This is a genomic window from Corynebacterium sp. A21 (genome assembly GCF_052266655.1).
Classification (GTDB): domain Bacteria; phylum Actinomycetota; class Actinomycetes; order Mycobacteriales; family Mycobacteriaceae; genus Corynebacterium.
On record NZ_JBQPQY010000004.1, the window covers coordinates 87,265 to 104,998 of the forward strand.

The window sequence follows — 17,734 nt, forward strand, 5'->3', positions numbered from 1 at the left end:
GATTTACTTTCCTTCCTCTAGCGGGGTGATGAACTTATCCACCAGGCCCCGGGCGGCGATGTTGAGCTGCTGGACATCTGCCCCAACCAGGACGAAGTTGGCACCGGAGTCCAGGTAATCCTGGGCCTGATCGAGGTTGAAGGCGTTGACACCGACCGGCTTGCCGGCGGCGGCGAAGGCGGCGATGGACTTCTTGACCCCGGCAACCACGTCAGGGTGGGTCTGCTGGCCAAGGATACCCATCGAGCGCGGCGATGGCGACGGCATTCTCCACCGCTTCGGCGGACTCAATCTGGATGGTCAGGCTGATGGTCTCAGCGGCCTTGTCGAGGTAATCCGGGACCGCACCCCAGCGCGAAGCCCGGGCCAGGGCCGGCACCCGCACCACGGCGGTGGCGGGGTAGGCATCAGTGGCGTGCAGCAGGTCAGTGATGGTCTCCAGACCATAGGGGGAGTGCTCGCCGTCGATAAGCAGCCAGTCCATACCGGACCCGGCGAGGATCTCAGCGGCCACCGGGGAGCCGGAACAGATCCACATCCCGATCTGCGGGCGGGCAGCGCCCTTGACGCGCTCGCTGAAGGTTTCCGGTAGTTCTAGATGAAACGGCATGTGATATCTCCGAATTCGCCAAAGTCGGCATGGACGGTGTCGCCGGCGGACAGCGAGTCACCGTGGCTGGCGAGCTTATTAGCCAGCCAGGCCACGCCGGTTTCCTCGATGGTGTGGTTGCGGTAGAGCAGTGCGGAGACCCAGCGCAGGTCCACCGCATCGCCTGCAGAACTGGGAGAACGTCTGGGTCTCCCTGAAGGATGATGATTTCTTCGAGGCCCGCGGCATCAGCCGCGAGGGAGCGATCGTCGTGGTCCGGCCGGATCAGTACGTCGCGGCGGTCCTCCCGCTGACAGACACCGCGGCCCTGCAGGCCTTCTTCGAGCAGAACCTGCTCGCGCCCGCGAAGGTTCAGTAACGCCCCGGGCCCTCAGGCCGAAAAAAGAGCGCACCGTGATCGGTGCGCTCTTTTTTGGGGGAGGGGAGTGAGGGCTAGTCCTTCGGGTAGTCGTGCGCGTGCGGGTGCTGCGCCTCGAACTCATCGTGCCTCTTGTGCTCGACAGCGTCACGGCCGGAGACATCCAGCAGCACGCGGTCTTCCTCATCCTCGGGCTGGATCGCGGGGATCCGGCCCTTGGCGAACTTGTTCACCACCATGGCGATCGCGCCGTCACCGGTGACGTTGGCGGCGGTGCCGAAGGAATCGATGGCGATGTAGGCGGCGATCATCAGGGCGACCTGATCATCGTTGAAGCCCAGCATGGAGGAGAGCAGGCCCACGGCAGCCATGATGGCACCGCCGGGCACGCCCGGTGCGGCGATCATGGTGACACCCAGCATCAGCAGGAATCCGATGGCCAGCGGCAGGCTAACCTCGATGCCGGCCATGTGGACGATGGCGAAGCTGAACAGCGTGATCTTGGTCATCGAGCCGGCCAGGTGAATGGTGGCGCAGAGCGGGATGACGAAGCCCGCGACGTTCGGGTCGATCTTGTTCTTCAGAGAGGAGGCGTAGGTCACCGGAATGGTGGCCGCGGAAGAAGAGGTACCCAGGGCGGTGGCGTAGGCGGGCAACATATTGCGCAGCGCCTTGAAGGGGTTCTCCTTGGCGATCGCGCCGGCGACGATGTACTGGATGAGAATGAAGACCAGCGTCATCACGACCGAGAGAACCAGCACCTTGGCGAAGGCACTGATGGTGGCCAGCAGGTTGCCGTTCATCCCCAGGGAGAGGAACATGCCGAAGATGAACAGCGGTAGCAGCGGGATGACGAAGGACTTGATCACCTTCATCACCACGCGCTCCAGGTCACGACTGGCCTTGTAGAGGGTGTCCGACTTGACCACGGACATGGCCAGGCCGGCACAAAAAGCCAGCAGCAGGCCGGTCATCACCTCAAAGGGCGGCGGCATCTCGATACTGAAAAATCCGCTCATCGCACCGGCATCGATATCCGCGATCTCAACGTTTTCCCCCTCACCGAGCATCCACGGGTAGACACTGCGAGACACCGCATAAGCCAGCAGGCCGGCGAGGATGGTGGAACCGTAGGCGATGCCGGCGGTAATGCCCAGCCACTTGCTCGCACCGCGTCCCAGGCCGGCGATCGCCGGGGTGATCAGTGCGAAGATCAGCACCGGAACGAAGAAGTTGAGGAAGTTGCTGAAGAGCCCGTTGAAGGTGACGAAGATGCGCGCCAGCCACTCGGGGAAGAACAAGCTGCAGATGATGCCCAGAATGATCGCAATGACGATCCGGACCAGCAGCGAGGAGGTAAGACGTTTGATGTCCATGATCCTCTTTCTATGTCTCTGAAGGGAACCGGATCTGCCCACCAGCCAGTAATCCACCGCGGACAATGAAAGGTGGGCGTAGGCCCGGTGTATATGTCATGCGTGCCGAGGGGAGAGGTGAATCTCCGCAGATGTATCCGACGAATTTTCCCTGGCTACGTGATTGACGTTACAACACAGTTTTGGCATGACATAGCCGCACCCAAGGAGCTCCGGAAGGGCCGATGTTTCACGTGAAACATCCGGGCCCAACTTATCTAGTCACTGCGAAAATAGTGACCAAGGGCCCACGATATCCGGCCCAACTGGTTTTTCCCGGGAATATCCGGGGGCTAAGCTGGTTGATATGAACATGCTGATCGGTGTAGTTCTCCTTGTCCTGGCCCTGGTGCTGCTCATTGCCGGAGTGATGGCCACGAGCCGTCGCCTCCCGGGCAATAAGATCATCGGTCTCCGGGTGCCGGAGGTTCGCAAGTCCAAGGAGATCTGGGATGGCTCCCACGCGGTCGCCGGCCCGCTCTGGATCTTCGGCGGTGTAGCCCTGACCTTCGGTGGCCTGATCGCCTTCATCGCCAGCGGCTGGCTCTGGGTCTTCCCGGCCGTCACCCTCGTGGTCGGCATCGTGGCGCTGGCCTCGGGCGCGAATGTCGGCGCCCGCACCGCCACCCTGCTCGATGCCCGGCACCAGGATGAGGATGCCGGTTGCGCCAGCTGCTCCAATGATGGTGGCTGCGGCTGCGGTGGCCACAATGAGGCTCCCGCCCCGGTCGTGGACCTGGCAGCAGTGCGCCGCGCGGCAGAGATCACCAACTCCCCGGAGAACTAATCACCCGCTGGGGGTATCGCACGCGAAAGTGATTCCCCGGTGCTAAGGTGTTTCCTTGTGAGCAACGAATCTTTCATGAGAAGCACCCAGTGGTGGTGGCGCGCTTAATTAGCGAGCCACGATGTTGCATAACAAAGCACGATTTATTTCAGGCTCGCGCGCTTCCATCAAGCGTCGGGCCTTTTCTGGTTCTTCACCCCGGAACCTCCTTGAGACCAGGCCCCGCTTGAACAGCGAAGCAGCGAACTACCGCAGATCTTGTTCAAGTTTCATAAAGAGAGGCCTACAAGGACATGACCACCACTGAAGGGTTCACCACTTCTGAGTCAGGAGTGCAGCCATGAGCTTTAATCCCACCGTTATCTCCCTGCCGGTGCGCTATCACGAAGATGCCTCCGATCTTTTCGCTCACTTGGGTGGCACCGCAGCAGCTGACGCGGTCCTGCTGGAGAGCGCGGACATCACTACCCGGGCGGGTCTATCCTCCGTCGCGGTCCTCCGCGGCTCGCTCCGCATCACTTGCGAGGGTGACACCGTCACCGCGCTGCCGCTGAGTGCTTCGGGCTTGGACTTCAACGCCCGCCTCGCTGAGCAGCTGGCGCAGTACCGTACCGGGGCGACTTCGGAGGAGGCCATTTCCTTCCGTTTTCCACTCTCGACGGCAGTGGATGAGCGCGAGCGTCTGAAGGCCGTCTCCAGCATTGCGGTACTGCGCAAGCTGCAGCTGGAGTCTGGTTATGCCGACCCCAATGGCTCACTGCCGATGCTGGCCGGCGGCATGGCCTTCGATTATCTGGAGACCTTCGAGACCCTGCCCGAGGTGGGGGAGTCGGTGAACACCTACCCGGATTATCAGTTCCTGCTGGCCGAGATCCTGCTGACCATCAACCATGAGGATCGCAGCGCGATGCTCGAGGGTGTGGCTACTTCGGAGTCTGCTCTGGTTCAGCTCCAGCAGGAGCTGGCGGAGATCGCCGCGCTTATCGACGCCGCGGAGCCCTCCGCCGAGCATGCCTACCGTGTCACCGAACATGAGGACGATGTCCTCACCGTCACCGCAGATATTCCGGATGCGGAGTTCCGCGAGCAGGTGATAAATCTGAAGGAATCGATCTACCACGGCGATATCTATCAGGTGGTCCCGGCCCGCACCTTCACCGCGCCCTGCCGGGATTCCTTCGCCGCTTACCGGCAGCTGCGCAAGACCAACCCGAGTCCGTACATGTTCTACGTCCGCGGTATCAACCCGGATGGTCGCTCCTATGAGATGTTCGGTGCTTCCCCGGAATCGAACCTGAAGTTTGATGCCGCCACCCGCGAGGTCCAGCTGTACCCGATCGCCGGTACCCGGACCCGCGGGCTGAACCCCGATGGCAGCATCAATGATGAGCTTGATATCCGGGCTGAATTGGAGCTGCGGACCGATGCTAAGGAGATCGCCGAGCACACCATGCTGGTCGATCTGGCCCGCAATGATCTCGCCCGGGTGGCGGTCCCCGCGACCCGGCGGGTGGCGGATCTACTGCAGGTGGATCGTTACTCCCGCGTCATGCATCTGGTTTCCCGGGTCACCGCTGAGCTCGACCCGGAGCTCGATGCTCTGGATGCCTACCGCGCCTGCATGAACATGGGCACCCTGACCGGGGCGCCGAAACTGCGCGCCATGGAACTCCTTCGCGGCGTCGAGAAGCGTCGCCGGGGTTCCTATGGCGGCGCCGTGGGTTACCTCAAGGGCAATGGTGACATGGACAACTGCATCATCATCCGTTCCGCTTATGTGCAGGACGGCATGGCGGCGGTGCAGGCGGGCGCCGGAGTCGTGCGCGACTCGAACCCGCAGTCCGAGGCTGATGAAACCCTGCACAAGGCCTACGCGGTGCTCAACGCCCTCGCGCTGGCCGCTGGCTCGACCCTGGAGGTTGTCCGATGAGCTCTGCCAAGATTGTCCTGATCGATAACCATGACAGCTTCGTCTACAACCTGGTGGATGCCTTCGCCAGCTCCGGCTACGAATGCACCGTCTTCCGCAATACCGTCCCGGTGGCGCAGATCCTCGCCGCGGAGCCGGATCTGATCTGTCTTTCGCCGGGGCCGGGTCACCCTCGTGAGGCAGGGGAGATGATGGCGCTTCTCGACGCCGCGCTCGGCCGGATCCCGATCCTGGGCATCTGCCTCGGTTTCCAGGCGCTGCTCCAGCATCATGGCGGCACTGTCGAGCCCTGTGGTCCGGTGCATGGCATCTCCGAGAAGATGCATCTCAGCGATCGCGGTGCCACCCACCCGGTCTTTGATGGCCTGACTGTCGATGCCGGCCCGGACCTGCCGGGTGTGCTGGGACGAAAGATTCCGGTGGCGCGTTATCACTCGCTCGGCTGCACCACCGCTCCCGCCGGAATTGAATCGCTGGCCACCATCGGTTCCGAGATCGGCGATGTCCTCATGGCCGCGGAAACCACCGATGGGAAGGCCCTGGGTCTGCAATTCCACCCGGAGTCAGTACTCAGCCCGAGCGGTCCGCTGATCCTGACCCGCAGCATCGAATACCTCCTCAATAATTCCACCGAAGGGAACTAATCTCTGATGACCAGTCCTGACACTCTCTCCATCCTGCTGGCGTACCTGGACAACAAGAACCCGACGCTTGAGGAGGCCATCGAGGTCTTCACGCCGCTGACCGTCGGTGACTACGACGAGATCCACATCGCCGCCTTGCTGACGATGATCAAGACCCGCGGTGAGACCTTCGCCGATATCGCCGGTGCCGCCAAGGCCTTCATCGCCGCTGGGCGTCCCTTCCCGATCACCGGTGCCGGCCTGATGGACTCTGCCGGTACCGGTGGCGACGGCGCCAACACCATCAACATCACCACCGGCGCCTCACTCATCGCCGCATCCGGGGGCGTGAAGCTGGTCAAGTGTGGCAACCGTTCCGTGAGCTCCAAGTCCGGCTCCGCGGATGTGCTCGAAGCGCTGAACATTCCGCTGGGCCTGGATGTGGACCGTGCCGTGAAGTGGTTCCAGGCCTCCAACTTCACCTTCCTCTTCGCGCCGGCATATAACCCGGCGATCGCCCATGTGCAGCCGGTGCGCAAGGCCCTGAAGTTCCCCACGCTCTTCAACACCCTGGGTCCGCTGCTCAGCCCGGCCCGCCCGGAGAGGCAGATCATGGGTGTCGCCCGCCCGGAGTCCGGTCAGATGATCGCCGAGGTCTTCCGCGAACTCGGCCGCAAGCGCGCCCTGGTCGTCCACGGTGCCGGCACCGATGAGCTTGCCGTCCACGGCACCAGCCTGGTCTGGGAGCTCAAGGAGGACGGCAGCATCGAGCACTACTCCCTGGAACCTGCGGATCTGGGCGTTGCCCGCCACAGTCTTGCAGATCTGGTCGGTGGCGACGGCGAAGAGAATGCCGCTCACATGCGCGCCACCTTCAATGGTGAGGGCCCGGCAGCCCACCGCGATGCCCTGGCCGTAGGTGCCGGTGCGATGTTCTATCTCAATGGTGATGTCACCACCTTCAAGGAGGGCACTGAAAAGGCCCTCGCCCTGATCGCCGATGGCACCGTCCGCAATTGGCTCGCCAAGCACGAGGAGACTGACTATGGCGCATAATCTTCCCACCGTCCTGGAAAATATCGTCGAGGGCCGTCGCGGGCACCTGGCGGAGATCCGCGCCCGCATCGCCCATGTGGACGTCGAAAAGCTCTCGCGTTCCGAGCGTTCCCTCTTCGATTCCCTCGGGGGAGGGGAGCGCGGCCTAAACCGCTTCATCATGGAGTGCAAATCCGCCTCACCCTCCCTCGGCATGATCCGCGAGCACTACGAGCCGGGCGCGCTCGCCTCGATCTACTCGCGCTATGCCGCAGGTATCTCGGTGCTCTGCGAGCCGGACAAGTTCGGCGGCGACTACAACCACCTGGCCACGGTCGCCTCGAGTTCTCACCTGCCGGTGTTGTGCAAGGACTTCATCGTTGACCCGGTGCAGATCCACGCTGCCCGCTACTTCGGTGCCGACGCCATCCTGCTCATGCTCTCCGTGCTTGACGACGCCGACTACACGGCGCTCGCCGCCGAGGCCGAGCGCTTCGGACTCGACGTCCTCACCGAGGTCATCGATGAAGAGGAAGTGGCGCGCGCCATTGCGCTGGGTGCCAAGATCATCGGCGTCAACCACCGAAACCTGCACGATCTCTCCATCGACCTGTCCCGTTCCGCTCGACTCGCTGAGCTGATTCCCGCCGATGTGGTGCTCATCGCTGAGTCCGGGGTGCGTGACAATGAGACCGTGCGCCAGCTGGGTGGACATGCGAACGGCTTTCTCGTTGGCTCCCAACTGACCGGTCAGCCGGATGTGGATGCCGCCGCCCGCGAGTTGGTCTACGGCGCCAACAAGGTCTGTGGGCTGCGCACCGCCGCCGCCGCGCAGGCAGCCAAGGCAGCTGGCGCAGTCTTCGGCGGACTCATCTTTGAGGAAGCCTCCCCACGCAATGTTTCACGTGAAACCGCCGCTTCGATCATTGGGGCGGAGCCGGGGTTGCGCTATGTCGCCGTTTCCCGCCAGGCCTCCGGCTGGGGCGAACTGATCCAGCCGGGCATTGAGGCCGTGCAGGTGCAGGCACCGCTGTCGGATTCCCTCGCAGAAGAGCTGGCGCTGTTGGCGCAGGTGCGCGAGGAGGTCGGCCCGGAAATCCAGATCTGGCGGGCCATCTCCATGTCTGCCCCGCAGGGTGCCTCATTGGCCGCGGCTCTGGTTGAGGCCGGTGCAGCGGACCGATTGGTGCTCGACTCCGGTTCCGGTGGCAGCGGGACCACTTTCGATTGGTCCACCATCCCGGCATCGGTTCGCGGGCACGCCCTGCTTGCCGGCGGCATTGGCCTGGCCAATGTCACCGCGGCACTGGCCATCGGCTGCGGTGGACTCGACCTCAACTCCGGTGTGGAATATCCCGCTGGGGCAGGGGAGTGGGCCCAGCACAAGGACGCCGGAGCACTGCGTCGAATCTTCAGCGAGATCCGCAACTTCACGTATCCCGCTACTTCCAACGCCCAGGGAAAGGCATAGTAGACCCATGACCCAAAACACCGATGACACCTCCCGCTCCGGCGGCAAGACATTGCTACCGGCCTACTTCGGCGAGTTCGGCGGACAGTTCGTCCCCGAGTCCCTGATCCCGGCTCTCGACCAGCTCGAGCAGGCCTTCGTCGACGCCACCACTGACCCCGAGTTCCAGGCCGAGTTTCGCGCCTACCTCCGCGATTACCTCGGTCGCCCGACCCCGATCACCGAGTGCTCCAACCTCCCGGCCGAGGGTGCCGGCAAGGGCTTCGCCCGGATCTTCCTCAAGCGCGAGGACCTGGTCCACGGTGGCGCCCACAAGACCAACCAGGTGATCGGTCAGGCACTGCTGGCCAAGCGGATGGGCAAGACCCGCATCATCGCCGAGACCGGTGCCGGCCAGCACGGCACCGCCACCGCCCTGGCCTGCTCCTTGCTTGGCCTGGACTGTGTGATCTACATGGGCGCCAAGGACGTCGAGCGCCAGCAGCCCAATGTCTACCGCATGCAGCTTCACGGTGCGAAGGTCATTCCCGTGGATGCCGGCTCCGGCACCCTCAAGGATGCCGTGAATGAGGCACTACGCGATTGGACCGCCACCTTCCACGAGTCCCACTACCTGCTCGGTACCGCTGCAGGTCCGCACCCCTTCCCGACGATCGTCCGCGAGTTCCACCGGGTTATCTCCCAGGAAGCCAAGGAGCAGATGAAGGAGCGCATCGGCGGCCTACCGGATGTGGTGGTCGCCTCCGTCGGTGGTGGCTCCAACGCCATCGGCATGTTCGCCGAGTTCATCGATGAAGCCAGCGTAGAGCTGGTCGGCGCTGAGCCCGGCGGCCAGGGTCTCGATTCCGGCAAGCACGGCGCGACCATCACCAACGGCAAGATCGGCATCCTGCACGGTGCCCGTTCCTACCTGATGCGCAATGATGATGGCCAGGTTGAGGAGTCCTACTCCATCTCCGCCGGCCTGGATTACCCCGGCGTCGGCCCGCAGCACGCCTATCTCCACGATTCCGGTCGCGCTACCTATGTCGGCATCACCGATGCCGAGGCCCTGGAAGCCTTCCAGTTACTCTCCCGCAAGGAGGGCATCATCCCCGCCCTTGAGTCGAGCCACGCCATGGCCTATGCCCTCAAGCGTGCCCGCACCGCCGAAGAAAACGGGGAGAAGCTCAACATCCTCGTCTGCCTCTCCGGCCGCGGCGACAAGGATGTCGAGCACGTGCGCCGCACCCTCGAGGAAAACCCTGAGCTCGTCCTGAAGGAGGACTAGAACATGACCCGCTATGAAGCCCTCTTCGCCCGTCTGTCGGCTGCCGACGAAGGTGCATTTGTACCCTTCGTGATGCTCGGCGACCCCAACCCGGAGGACTCTTTCGAGATCATCCGCACCGCCGTGGAAGCGGGTGCCGACGCCCTCGAGCTCGGCGTCCCCTTCTCTGACCCGGTGGCTGATGGCCCTACTGTCCAGAAGTCCCATATCCGGGCACTGGATGGCGGCGCCACCGTCGACGGCGCTCTGGCGTTGATCCGCCGGATCCGCGAGACCTGGGAAGAGCTGCCGATCGGCATGCTCATCTACGGCAACGTGCCCTTTACCCGTGGCCTAGAGCGGTTCTACCAGGAGTTCAAGGATGCTGGCGCCGACTCCATCCTGATTCCGGATGTCCCGGTCCGTGAAGGTAAGGAATTCTCCGAGGCCGCCGAGAAGGCCGGTATCGCCCCGATCTTCATCGCCCCGGCACAGGCCGCCGAAGCCACCCTGAGCGGTGTGGCAGCAAGTTCCAAGGGCTATATCTACGCGGTCTCCCGAGATGGCGTCACCGGCACCGAACGGGAATCCTCCACCACTGGCCTCAGCGATGTGGTGGCCAATATCCAACGCTTCGGTGGCGCCCCGATCCTGCTGGGTTTCGGCATTTCCACCCCGCAGCACGTGGCAGATGCCATCGCCGCGGGCGCTTCCGGAGCCATCACCGGTTCTGCGATCGCCCGCATCATCGACTCCCACATCGAAGGCGATCACCCTTCACCCGGCCGAGTGGTCGACGCCGATGCGCTCCACACTGAGCTTTCGAAGTTCATCTCCGCAATGAAGGCAGCCACCAAGAAGTAGTTCCGGCGATTTCTTAACTGGATTACCATCAGGACCCGTCCCAGCTCCCCACCTTGCGGTGGGGGAGGGGAGCGGGTCCTTTCTCATTTCTACATCCCCTGAGTCCTGGCATGTTTCACGTGAAACATTCTCGACATTCGAGCCTGCAACCCACGGAGAGGTTGGGCATACTCAAGATCATGGGCGCTAAAGATCGATTTCTCAACGGAACCGGAAAAACATTCGACAATTGGATGGAACAGATCGGGGCAGGCGGTAGGCCAATCGAGGAGATGAGCCACCGCGAGATCGCCCGGACCGCGGAAGGACTGGGCGCTTCCGCGTGGTGGGCCCAGGGGATCGCCGTTGAAATTGAACGCCATATCGGCCGACGACAGGTGGGAGAAACCTCAGCCGGCACCGTCAGTGTGAGCGTCTCAAAAACGATACCGGGAGAATGGGTCGCCACCTTCAGAGACTTTGTAGCCTTCCTCGCCACACGCCGAGATGACCTCCCCGGAGAGCTACTGGCGGAGCCCGTCATCTCCGAAACCGAGAAGTGGCGCTATTGGAAGGCAAAATTGAGCGATGGATCCACCGTTGCGATCAACTGCTCCGACGTCTCCAATGCCTCCAAAAGTGCGACGAAGAAGGCGTGCTTCAGTATCGAGCATGATGCACTCGGTCACCTAAACCTTCGGGAACCCCTGAAAGATCACTGGCGGAAGATTCTCACCGCCTTTGAACAGCGGCCGGTGGGGGAGCAGCTACCCCAACCCAGATCGTCACAGTGACGATATCTTAATGACCGCGAGGTGGCAGTGCTTTAAAGGGTTTAGTCACTGAGATACCCGATAGGGACGGACCATGAGGTCCGAAGTTTCCAGATCATTATGGGAAAACGCTGTGATGGACATTGAAAAGATGGGTGCGCACAATTATCAGCATTTTCCGCAGTAGAAGATAAAATAAACTACATATCCCATCATTTCATCCCCCGATGATAGTGATGTCCATAACGTGACAACCTGCGGTTTCCCGAGGATACTGGAGTTATGGTTTCCCAGTCTCCTCGAATCCCACAAGGATCATTCTCCTGCGATCGTCGCATGTTCCTTCTCGGAACCGCAACCACGTTTGCCGGAGCTTTTCTCGCTGCCTGCGGCTCCAACCCTACCGCAGCGGTCGCTGCCACCGAAGTACCGGTAGGCAGTGCAGTGATCATTGATTCCTTCATCGTCGCACAACCTACTGCCGGAAACTTCCTGGCATACTCCGCAACCTGCCCACACCAGAACAACTCCATCACTGAGGTTGAGGGCGAAAATGTCCGCTGCACCGCACACAATTCGGTATTCTCCACCGTCGATGGAGCCGTGATTGAGGGCCCCTCCCGGGAGCCGCTGACCGCCGCACAGGTACATGGGGAAGCGGGAACCCTCAGCCTCAGTAACTAACTCTGGCATCTCAGAAGGGCGGTTCCTCCTCTGAGACATCTGCACGAGCTGTCTCCTTTCGAATGATCGCCTCTTTCTCCCGCGCCCAGGCACGCTCGCGGCGTCGTTCAGCCTTCTGTGCCAGAGACTGATTCCAGTGCTTGCTCCTCGGCGCCAGCGGACCTTCCGCATAGTCGATGACATAGGTGCCGTCAGCAAAGAGCCAGACCACGTCACCAGTGATGGGATCCAGCAGATAGTGAACCTGACCATCTGTCTTCCGGTTATGGTGGGTCTGACAAAGAGAGAGCAGGTTGTCTGCGCCGGTCGGGCCACCATCCTCATAATTGATCCGGTGATCCAACTGGCAGCGGCTGGCAGGACGATTACAACCCGGCCAGCGACAGACTCCGTCACGCCCCTCAACCGCTGCACGAATCTCCTTGGTTGGCTGGTAGGAATTCGCTCTTTTCGCGCCGGCCGCATCGGCATCCCTGATCTGCTTCGCAGCCGCAGCCAAAGCCTCGGTGTCCTCGCGATCCAGGGGGCCGTAGGGCTGCAGAAAACCGGGGGAGTCCGGCAGGTCCTTGGCCTTGTAGAGATTGAGGTTAATGGCCACCGAGATATTCATCAGGAAGATCTCGATAAACGCTAGATAGAAGGAGATAGCCTGGGAGGCAGCATGGGTGCGTACCGCCTCCTCAATCTTGGTGGCGGTGACCTGGTCGAGCCGAACTTCGAGGAGCACACTGCCATCTGGCTGCGGGGTGGTGTGGAGGCGACTGGTGAAAGGATGCTCTTCCACCGATGGGGAGCACTCCTCGACTTCAGTATCCTGGTCTGCGTCAGCCTCCTCCTCGGCTTCTTCCTCAGGCTCGGGTGCCGGAGTTAGAGCCTTGATGACCACCTTGATGGCCTGAGCGATGGTGCGCGGACTCGGCATCAGCTGATGTGCGGTGGTGGCGGTCAGAAGGTCGGTGAGACGGTCATCGATACAGTCCCAGAACTCGGGATCATTGAGGAGCTCCGGGTGGATTCCGGTGAGTTGCCGATCGATACCTCGGAGACGGTGCATGTCGACGTGGAAATGTCGTTCAACCTGAACGCGGAGTCGGGGGAGCTGATCGAGGGTGCTTAGGGCGTAGAGGTTGAGAGCGATGAAGTCGGCATGGACCCCAGTGGAGCGGGTAATGGTCGCCGCGTATTCAGTGAAATCGCGGGAAGAATATTCAGCCTCCGTGGGCAGCGCGGTACGCCAGGTGAGGTAATCGGCTTTACGGGCCTGGTGGCCCAAGTGCGCCAGGGGATCGGTCGGGGAGTTGACCGCAAAGAAAGCGGTGGGATGGTCGGTGGTCACGGGGAGTATTCACCTCCTGAAGGGCGAAAAACCTTTAGATAGTGTGTTCGAATTTCACCTTAACCCGACCACCGGACATGGCCACCCCCGCGGGCAACCCCGGGTGAATCAACTAGCTACAGGACCCCCACCAGCAACAACCTTCCCGGGACGCCCGATGAGCCCAGCTCGAATCCCGGAGCACTTCACGTCCGACCAACACGGCATCGGCACATCCCTGCTGGATGACATCCACGACCTACTGCGGCTCAGCGATCAGTCCGACAGCGGCAGTCGGCCCCCCTAAGGAGTACCGCGAGCCTCACTGACTGCCCAGCCGTCCAGGAGTCAATATCTTCCCGCCAATCGGTTGCGGAGATGCGGACCAAGAGGGGAGTGGATCCTGGGAGCACCTCACGAACGGCCCCTACGAAGAGCAATGGAATGTGCGGCGATGTTTCACGTGAAACATCGCCGGAAATATAGCGACGATTGAGGCTCTCAGAACTCCACCAGCACTCCATCCGAGTCGGCGTAAATCATGACACCAGGACGAATACTTGCCCCGCCCACACTCAACACCAGGCCTTCTTGCCCGACACCAGCCTTGCGGCTGCGCTTGGGATTACTGCCCAGCGCAAGGACGCCGAAGGGGATGTCCGCCAGTTCATCCCGATCCCGAATCGCACCATTAATCACCACACCCGCCCAACCATTCTCCAAAAAGATCTTCGCCATATTGCCACCCAGCAGTGTGCATGCGAGGGAGCCGAAGCCATCCACCACCAGGACGGCCCCATCACCGGGGCGCCGCATGATGTCCTTGAGGAGACCATTGTCCTGAAAAACACTCACAGTTCGGGCGGGTCCCTGGAAGAATTCCTTGCCGCCGAAGTTCTGGAAGTTCAGGGCGATGGAATTCACCTCTTCGCCGCGATCATCGTAGATATCGGAAGTACGCATGACAGAATCCTTTCATCGGGAGGGAGAACAGGTCTTGCAGGGCGAGTGCTGCAACATCAGCTGCAATATCAGCCGCAACACCAGCGGCAACATTCAGCTCAGTACCTTGCTGAGGATCTTGGGGATAACTCCACCCGTGCGGAGCAGCTCCACGTCCATCCCGGTTTCGATCCCAGCTTGAGCCTCGAAGCTCCAGGTGCCTCCAGCCTCACGGACGACGACCCCGACCAGGCCCCGGGGAACCAGGCTGGCAGGATCTGCATTGATTGATACCACGGCGTCGGCCCCGATCGCGTGCAGTCGATCACGGAATTCGTCAGGAACCACCAGCGGCAGGATTCCCATGCCGATCAGATTGGATCGGTGGATGCGCTCAAAACTGGCCGCCAGGACGGCTCGCACGCCGAGTAGCTGCTGCACCTTCGCCGCCCAGTCCCGGGAGGATCCCATGCCGTAGCGTTCGCCGGCGATCACGATCACCGACTGTTCCGCCGCGAGATAGCGCTGGGCGGCATCCCAGATCCTCATCACCTCGCCGGAGGGTCCGTGGGTGGTCATGGCGGTACCGGCATCGGGCGCTAGTTCATTGCGTACCGATTTGGCGTAGTAGGCACCACGGGCCATGACCTCCCAATTTCCCCGGCGGGAGGCGAAGACATTCAGGTCCTCCGGATCCTCGCCGCGTTCGACCAGGAAGTCCGCCACGAAGCTGCCCCGCGGGATGGCGCTCGCCGGGGAGATGTGGTCGGTGGTGATGTCATCACCGAGAACGAGGAGTGGGTGTGCCTCGATCCGGCCCAGCAGGGAGGCGCCTCCGGCAGCTGCGAAGGGCGGTGGCCGCAGGATGGTGGACTCCGGGTCCCAGGGGAACAGGGGGCCGCTGGGGGCGTCGATCTGATCCCAGAGTTGGTTCTGGGAGGAGGCCAGGAAATCACGGCGAAAATCAGCGGGATCGATCGCCACCGCCATCACCCGGTCGATCTCCTCCGTGCTGGGCCAGAGATCAGCGAGGTGAATCTCCCGGCCTTCCGGGGAGATCCCCACCGGATCCTGATCCAGATTGACGCTCGCATCGCCGGCCAGCGCATAAGCGATGACGAGCGGTGGGCTCATGAGGAAGCCGAACTCCAGGTCGGGGTGGACCCGGCCGGGGAAGTTCCGGTTGCCGGAGAGCATGGCCACCGGTCGGGCCACCTCAGCCAGGCGAGCTTCCTCGATGAGGGCGGGGAGGGGGCCGGAGTTGCCGATGCAGGTGGCGCAGCCGAATCCGACGATGTCGAAACCGACAGCGGAGAGGTCCTCATCGAGTCCAGCGCGTGCCAGATAGGACACCGCTGCCGGGGAGCCTGGGGCGAGGGAGGTCTTTACCCAAGGGGCTGGCGTGAGTCCGAACTCCCGGGCCCGGCGGGCCAGGAGTCCGGCGGTGATGATCAGCCGTGGGTCTGAGGTGTTGGTGCAACTGGTGATGGAGGCCAATGCCACCGGGAACTCCGGCAGATCCACCGGGCGTCGAGAAGCACCTCCCTGTGCCCGCAGGGCGGCGGGGATCTCAGCGAGGGGGAGCCGGTCCTGCGGGCGGCGTGGACCTGCGGCACCCGGGGTCAGCGTGGCGAGGTCGATGCTGAGGACCCGGCTGTACTCCGGGGTTGTCTCGGGTTCGAACCAGTAGCCGGCGGTCTGGCAGTATTCCCGAACCAGATTCTGCTGGGCGAGACTGCGACCGGTCATCGCGAGGTAGTCAATGGCGGCTTCGTCGACGGGGAAGAAGCCGGTGGTGGCGCCGTATTCGGGAGCCATGTTCGCAATGACGGAACGGTCACCGACCGTCAGTCCGGAGACACCCGGGCCGAAGAATTCCACGAATTCTCCGGTGACCCCCATCCGGCGGAGTTCCTGGGTGATCACCAGTGCCAGGTCGGTGGCCAGGACGCCGGCACGGAGTTGTCCGACCAGACGAACTCCCACGACTTCGGGGATCTTGAGAGTGGTCGGCATTCCGAACATGACGGTCTCCGCCTCGAGACCGCCGACACCCCAGCCGAGCACCCCGAGGCCATTGATCATCGGGGTGTGGCTATCGGTACCGAGCATCATGTCCGGCACCACCCACGCCTGCCCCTCCCGGGTCTCGGTGGTGACAACAGTGGCCAACTGTTCCAGGTTGATCGTGTGCATGATGCCGGTGCCGGGCGGGTTGATATGGATATTATCCATGGCCGCCGAGGCCCACTTGAGAAAGCGGTAGCGTTCACGATTACGGCGGATCTCCAGCTGAATGTTCAGGAAGGCAGCATCCGGGGTTGCATAGGCTTCCACGGCAAGAGAATGATCCACGGAGACCTCAACCGGGAGCTTGGGACTGAGCACCTCGGGATCCACGCCCATCTCAGCGATGGCATCGCGCATGGCGGCCATGTCGACCAATGCGGGCGTGGAGGTGGTGTCATGCATGAGCAGTCGTCCGGGGGAGTAGTGGATCTCCGCCTCGCTGCTGTGTTCTTTGATCCAGCCGCGCAGGGCGGTGAGCATCTGCGCCTTTTCTGCGGGATCCGCACGGCGGGCGACATTCTCGGCCAGCAGCCGCAGCACCATCGGCCAGCGGCGGTAGTCGGCTCCCAAGGTGTCTTCGGCGGTGATGATCTGGTGCGGGACACCTTCAATATCGATCTTCGGATTGTTCAGCAGCTTGGTCGGGTACATTCAATCTCCACTTCTCTATATCTTATAATCTATATTGTATATTCTATTGAGTGCAGAGCATAGTGCTAAAATTCATTTAGAACGATTAAATCACTTTCAGACCGCGCCAGAAGCAAGCCACAAAAACCCACTCAGGGGAGTGACCGCGACGCGAGAATCGCCCCCAACCACAGAGGTAGCCCGTGACCACATCCTTCCCACAGAATCTGACGAAGAACGACTATGCCTACGCGCAGCTCCGGACCCTGATCCTCACCGGACAGCTCAAACCGGGTGCCCCCCTCCAGCAGGGCAAGCTCGCCAACGACATGGGTGTGAGCACCACGCCGCTGCGAGAGGCAATCCGCCGACTGGCCGCCGAGGGACTGGTCACCCTCGCCGCACATCGCGATGCCCGGGTATCCGAGGTCACCCAGCAGGAGGCGACGGACCTCTACCGGATCCGTCTACAACTGGACCCCCTGGCCGCCGAGCTGGCGGCCGCCGAGCGCAGCGAAGAGGAACTCGAAGGCATCATCGCAGCCGAAAGTCAGCTGCGGCCGTTGGCGGCGGGGGACGGACTCGAAGCCCTCCTGGCCCACCGCGAGTATCACCGACGCATCTACCGCGCCTCCCATAACGACACTCTGATCGACATGCTCGAAAGACTCTGGGACAAGGCTGACCGATACCGGTTGATCGGATTGCACCACCGTGGCGATTCCCCCGCAGACTCAGACCGGGTCGCGCGAGAACATCACGAACTCGTGGAATCGATCAGGGCACAGGATCCACCGCGCGCCCGCCTCGCGATGGAAGCCCATATCCGTGGCAGCCTCGGCGGCGACGTCACCGCCGAACCCCTGGAAATTCCCGAAGCCTAACCCCACACCACCCGCCACAACCCCCGCTGCTTATCGACGCCGCGGGGGTTGCGCTTTGGCACCCCCCGCCGGCCCCGCGCAAAGAATTGTGAATAGAATCTTATAATTTTGCCAA

General features: G+C 62.3%; 17 protein-coding genes and 1 pseudogene. 11 read left to right on the forward strand and 7 right to left on the reverse strand.

Annotation, left to right across the window (positions count from 1 at the left end):
• Positions 1 to 3: 3 nt before the first annotated feature.
• The 3 genes and pseudogenes from ACTU46_RS08480 to ACTU46_RS08490 all read right to left on the reverse strand — a co-directional run.
• Positions 4 to 243: a hypothetical protein gene (locus ACTU46_RS08480; RefSeq protein WP_443380877.1), complete on the reverse strand. Its 240-nt coding sequence runs from the start codon at positions 241 to 243 to the stop codon at positions 4 to 6.
• Complete coding sequence (locus ACTU46_RS08485) at positions 212 to 610, reverse strand: aldolase/citrate lyase family protein (protein WP_443380879.1); 399 nt, start codon at positions 608 to 610, stop codon at positions 212 to 214. Before ACTU46_RS08485 ends, ACTU46_RS08480 begins: the two co-directional genes overlap by 32 nt.
• A pseudogene (locus ACTU46_RS08490) lies at positions 595 to 765 on the reverse strand (2-oxo-hepta-3-ene-1,7-dioate hydratase); the annotation flags it as partial. The gene ACTU46_RS08485 and the pseudogene ACTU46_RS08490, both read right to left, overlap by 16 nt.
• Here ACTU46_RS08490 and ACTU46_RS08495 point away from each other — a divergent pair.
• Positions 741 to 968, forward strand: a complete 228-nt coding sequence (locus tag ACTU46_RS08495) for a hypothetical protein (protein ID WP_443380880.1) — start codon at positions 741 to 743, stop codon at positions 966 to 968. The pseudogene ACTU46_RS08490 and the gene ACTU46_RS08495 sit on opposite strands and share 25 nt — an antisense overlap.
• 74 nt (positions 969 to 1,042) lie before the next feature.
• Here the strand turns inward: ACTU46_RS08495 and ACTU46_RS08500 are convergent, their stop codons facing one another.
• On the reverse strand, positions 1,043 to 2,344 hold the full coding sequence (locus ACTU46_RS08500) for a dicarboxylate/amino acid:cation symporter (RefSeq protein WP_443380882.1): 1,302 nt from the start codon (positions 2,342 to 2,344) through the stop codon (positions 1,043 to 1,045).
• Between the two features lie 346 nt (positions 2,345 to 2,690).
• Here ACTU46_RS08500 and ACTU46_RS08505 point away from each other — a divergent pair, with 346 nt between their 5' ends.
• The 9 genes from ACTU46_RS08505 to ACTU46_RS08545 all read left to right on the forward strand — a co-directional run bounded on the left by ACTU46_RS08505 (position 2,691) and on the right by ACTU46_RS08545 (position 11,778).
• Positions 2,691 to 3,170, forward strand: coding sequence for an SdpI family protein (locus ACTU46_RS08505; RefSeq protein ID WP_443380883.1), 480 nt, complete (start codon positions 2,691 to 2,693; stop codon positions 3,168 to 3,170).
• A 340-nt stretch (positions 3,171 to 3,510) separates the two neighbouring features.
• Positions 3,511 to 5,100 (forward strand): anthranilate synthase component 1, encoded by a 1,590-nt coding sequence (locus tag ACTU46_RS08510; RefSeq protein WP_443380885.1) that lies wholly within the window; start codon positions 3,511 to 3,513, stop codon positions 5,098 to 5,100.
• Positions 5,097 to 5,744, forward strand: coding sequence for an anthranilate synthase component II (locus tag ACTU46_RS08515; protein ID WP_443380887.1), 648 nt, complete (start codon positions 5,097 to 5,099; stop codon positions 5,742 to 5,744). Before ACTU46_RS08510 ends, ACTU46_RS08515 begins: the two co-directional genes overlap by 4 nt.
• 6 nt (positions 5,745 to 5,750) lie before the next feature.
• A complete protein-coding gene (gene trpD / locus ACTU46_RS08520) occupies positions 5,751 to 6,779 on the forward strand; it encodes an anthranilate phosphoribosyltransferase (protein WP_443380888.1) in 1,029 nt (342 codons plus the stop codon).
• Positions 6,769 to 8,229 (forward strand): bifunctional indole-3-glycerol-phosphate synthase TrpC/phosphoribosylanthranilate isomerase TrpF, encoded by a 1,461-nt coding sequence (trpCF, locus tag ACTU46_RS08525; protein WP_443380890.1) that lies wholly within the window; start codon positions 6,769 to 6,771, stop codon positions 8,227 to 8,229. Before trpD ends, trpCF begins: the two co-directional genes overlap by 11 nt.
• A gap of 7 nt (positions 8,230 to 8,236) precedes the next feature.
• On the forward strand, positions 8,237 to 9,499 hold the full coding sequence (gene trpB / locus ACTU46_RS08530; RefSeq protein WP_443380891.1) for a tryptophan synthase subunit beta: 1,263 nt from the start codon (positions 8,237 to 8,239) through the stop codon (positions 9,497 to 9,499).
• A 3-nt stretch (positions 9,500 to 9,502) separates the two neighbouring features.
• Positions 9,503 to 10,342, forward strand: coding sequence for a tryptophan synthase subunit alpha (gene trpA, locus ACTU46_RS08535; RefSeq protein ID WP_443380893.1), 840 nt, complete (start codon positions 9,503 to 9,505; stop codon positions 10,340 to 10,342).
• A 179-nt stretch (positions 10,343 to 10,521) separates the two neighbouring features.
• Positions 10,522 to 11,115 carry a hypothetical protein gene (locus ACTU46_RS08540; protein WP_443380894.1) on the forward strand — a complete coding sequence of 198 codons (594 nt, stop codon included), beginning with the start codon at positions 10,522 to 10,524 and terminating at the stop codon, positions 11,113 to 11,115.
• Between the two features lie 315 nt (positions 11,116 to 11,430).
• Positions 11,431 to 11,778 carry a Rieske (2Fe-2S) protein gene (locus tag ACTU46_RS08545; RefSeq protein WP_443380896.1) on the forward strand — a complete coding sequence of 116 codons (348 nt, stop codon included), beginning with the start codon at positions 11,431 to 11,433 and terminating at the stop codon, positions 11,776 to 11,778.
• Between the two features lie 10 nt (positions 11,779 to 11,788).
• On the opposite strand, the gene ACTU46_RS08550 is transcribed toward ACTU46_RS08545, so the two are convergent.
• The 3 genes from ACTU46_RS08550 to acnA all read right to left on the reverse strand — a co-directional run bounded on the left by ACTU46_RS08550 (position 11,789) and on the right by acnA (position 16,756).
• A complete protein-coding gene (locus ACTU46_RS08550; RefSeq protein WP_443380898.1) occupies positions 11,789 to 13,114 on the reverse strand; it encodes an HNH endonuclease signature motif containing protein in 1,326 nt (441 codons plus the stop codon).
• A gap of 480 nt (positions 13,115 to 13,594) precedes the next feature.
• Positions 13,595 to 14,056: a ribonuclease E activity regulator RraA gene (gene rraA, locus ACTU46_RS08555; RefSeq protein WP_443380900.1), complete on the reverse strand. Its 462-nt coding sequence runs from the start codon at positions 14,054 to 14,056 to the stop codon at positions 13,595 to 13,597.
• Positions 14,057 to 14,149: 93 nt separating this feature from the next.
• Positions 14,150 to 16,756, reverse strand: coding sequence for an aconitate hydratase AcnA (gene acnA, locus ACTU46_RS08560; protein ID WP_443380902.1), 2,607 nt, complete (start codon positions 16,754 to 16,756; stop codon positions 14,150 to 14,152).
• Between the two features lie 182 nt (positions 16,757 to 16,938).
• Between acnA and ACTU46_RS08565 the strand changes: the two genes are divergently transcribed.
• Positions 16,939 to 17,619 (forward strand): GntR family transcriptional regulator, encoded by a 681-nt coding sequence (locus ACTU46_RS08565; protein ID WP_443380903.1) that lies wholly within the window; start codon positions 16,939 to 16,941, stop codon positions 17,617 to 17,619.
• Positions 17,620 to 17,734 lie beyond the last annotated feature (115 nt).

Excerpts from the sequence above, each read along its gene's own strand:
- ACTU46_RS08480 (WP_443380877.1), bottom strand. The coding sequence starts at position 243 with ATGGGTATCCTTGGCCAGCAGACCCACCCTGACGTGGTTGCCGGGGTC.
- ACTU46_RS08485 (WP_443380879.1), bottom strand. The coding sequence starts at position 610 with ATGCCGTTTCATCTAGAACTACCGGAAACCTTCAGCGAGCGCGTCAAG.
- ACTU46_RS08500 (WP_443380882.1), bottom strand. The coding sequence starts at position 2,344 with ATGGACATCAAACGTCTTACCTCCTCGCTGCTGGTCCGGATCGTCATT.
- ACTU46_RS08505 (WP_443380883.1), top strand. The coding sequence starts at position 2,691 with ATGAACATGCTGATCGGTGTAGTTCTCCTTGTCCTGGCCCTGGTGCTG.
- ACTU46_RS08510 (WP_443380885.1), top strand. The coding sequence starts at position 3,511 with ATGAGCTTTAATCCCACCGTTATCTCCCTGCCGGTGCGCTATCACGAA.
- ACTU46_RS08515 (WP_443380887.1), top strand. The coding sequence starts at position 5,097 with ATGAGCTCTGCCAAGATTGTCCTGATCGATAACCATGACAGCTTCGTC.
- trpD (WP_443380888.1), top strand. The coding sequence starts at position 5,751 with ATGACCAGTCCTGACACTCTCTCCATCCTGCTGGCGTACCTGGACAAC.
- trpCF (WP_443380890.1), top strand. The coding sequence starts at position 6,769 with ATGGCGCATAATCTTCCCACCGTCCTGGAAAATATCGTCGAGGGCCGT.
- trpB (WP_443380891.1), top strand. The coding sequence starts at position 8,237 with ATGACCCAAAACACCGATGACACCTCCCGCTCCGGCGGCAAGACATTG.
- trpA (WP_443380893.1), top strand. The coding sequence starts at position 9,503 with ATGACCCGCTATGAAGCCCTCTTCGCCCGTCTGTCGGCTGCCGACGAA.
- ACTU46_RS08540 (WP_443380894.1), top strand. The coding sequence starts at position 10,522 with ATGGGCGCTAAAGATCGATTTCTCAACGGAACCGGAAAAACATTCGAC.
- ACTU46_RS08545 (WP_443380896.1), top strand. The coding sequence starts at position 11,431 with ATGTTCCTTCTCGGAACCGCAACCACGTTTGCCGGAGCTTTTCTCGCT.
- rraA (WP_443380900.1), bottom strand. The coding sequence starts at position 14,056 with ATGCGTACTTCCGATATCTACGATGATCGCGGCGAAGAGGTGAATTCC.
- acnA (WP_443380902.1), bottom strand. The coding sequence starts at position 16,756 with ATGTACCCGACCAAGCTGCTGAACAATCCGAAGATCGATATTGAAGGT.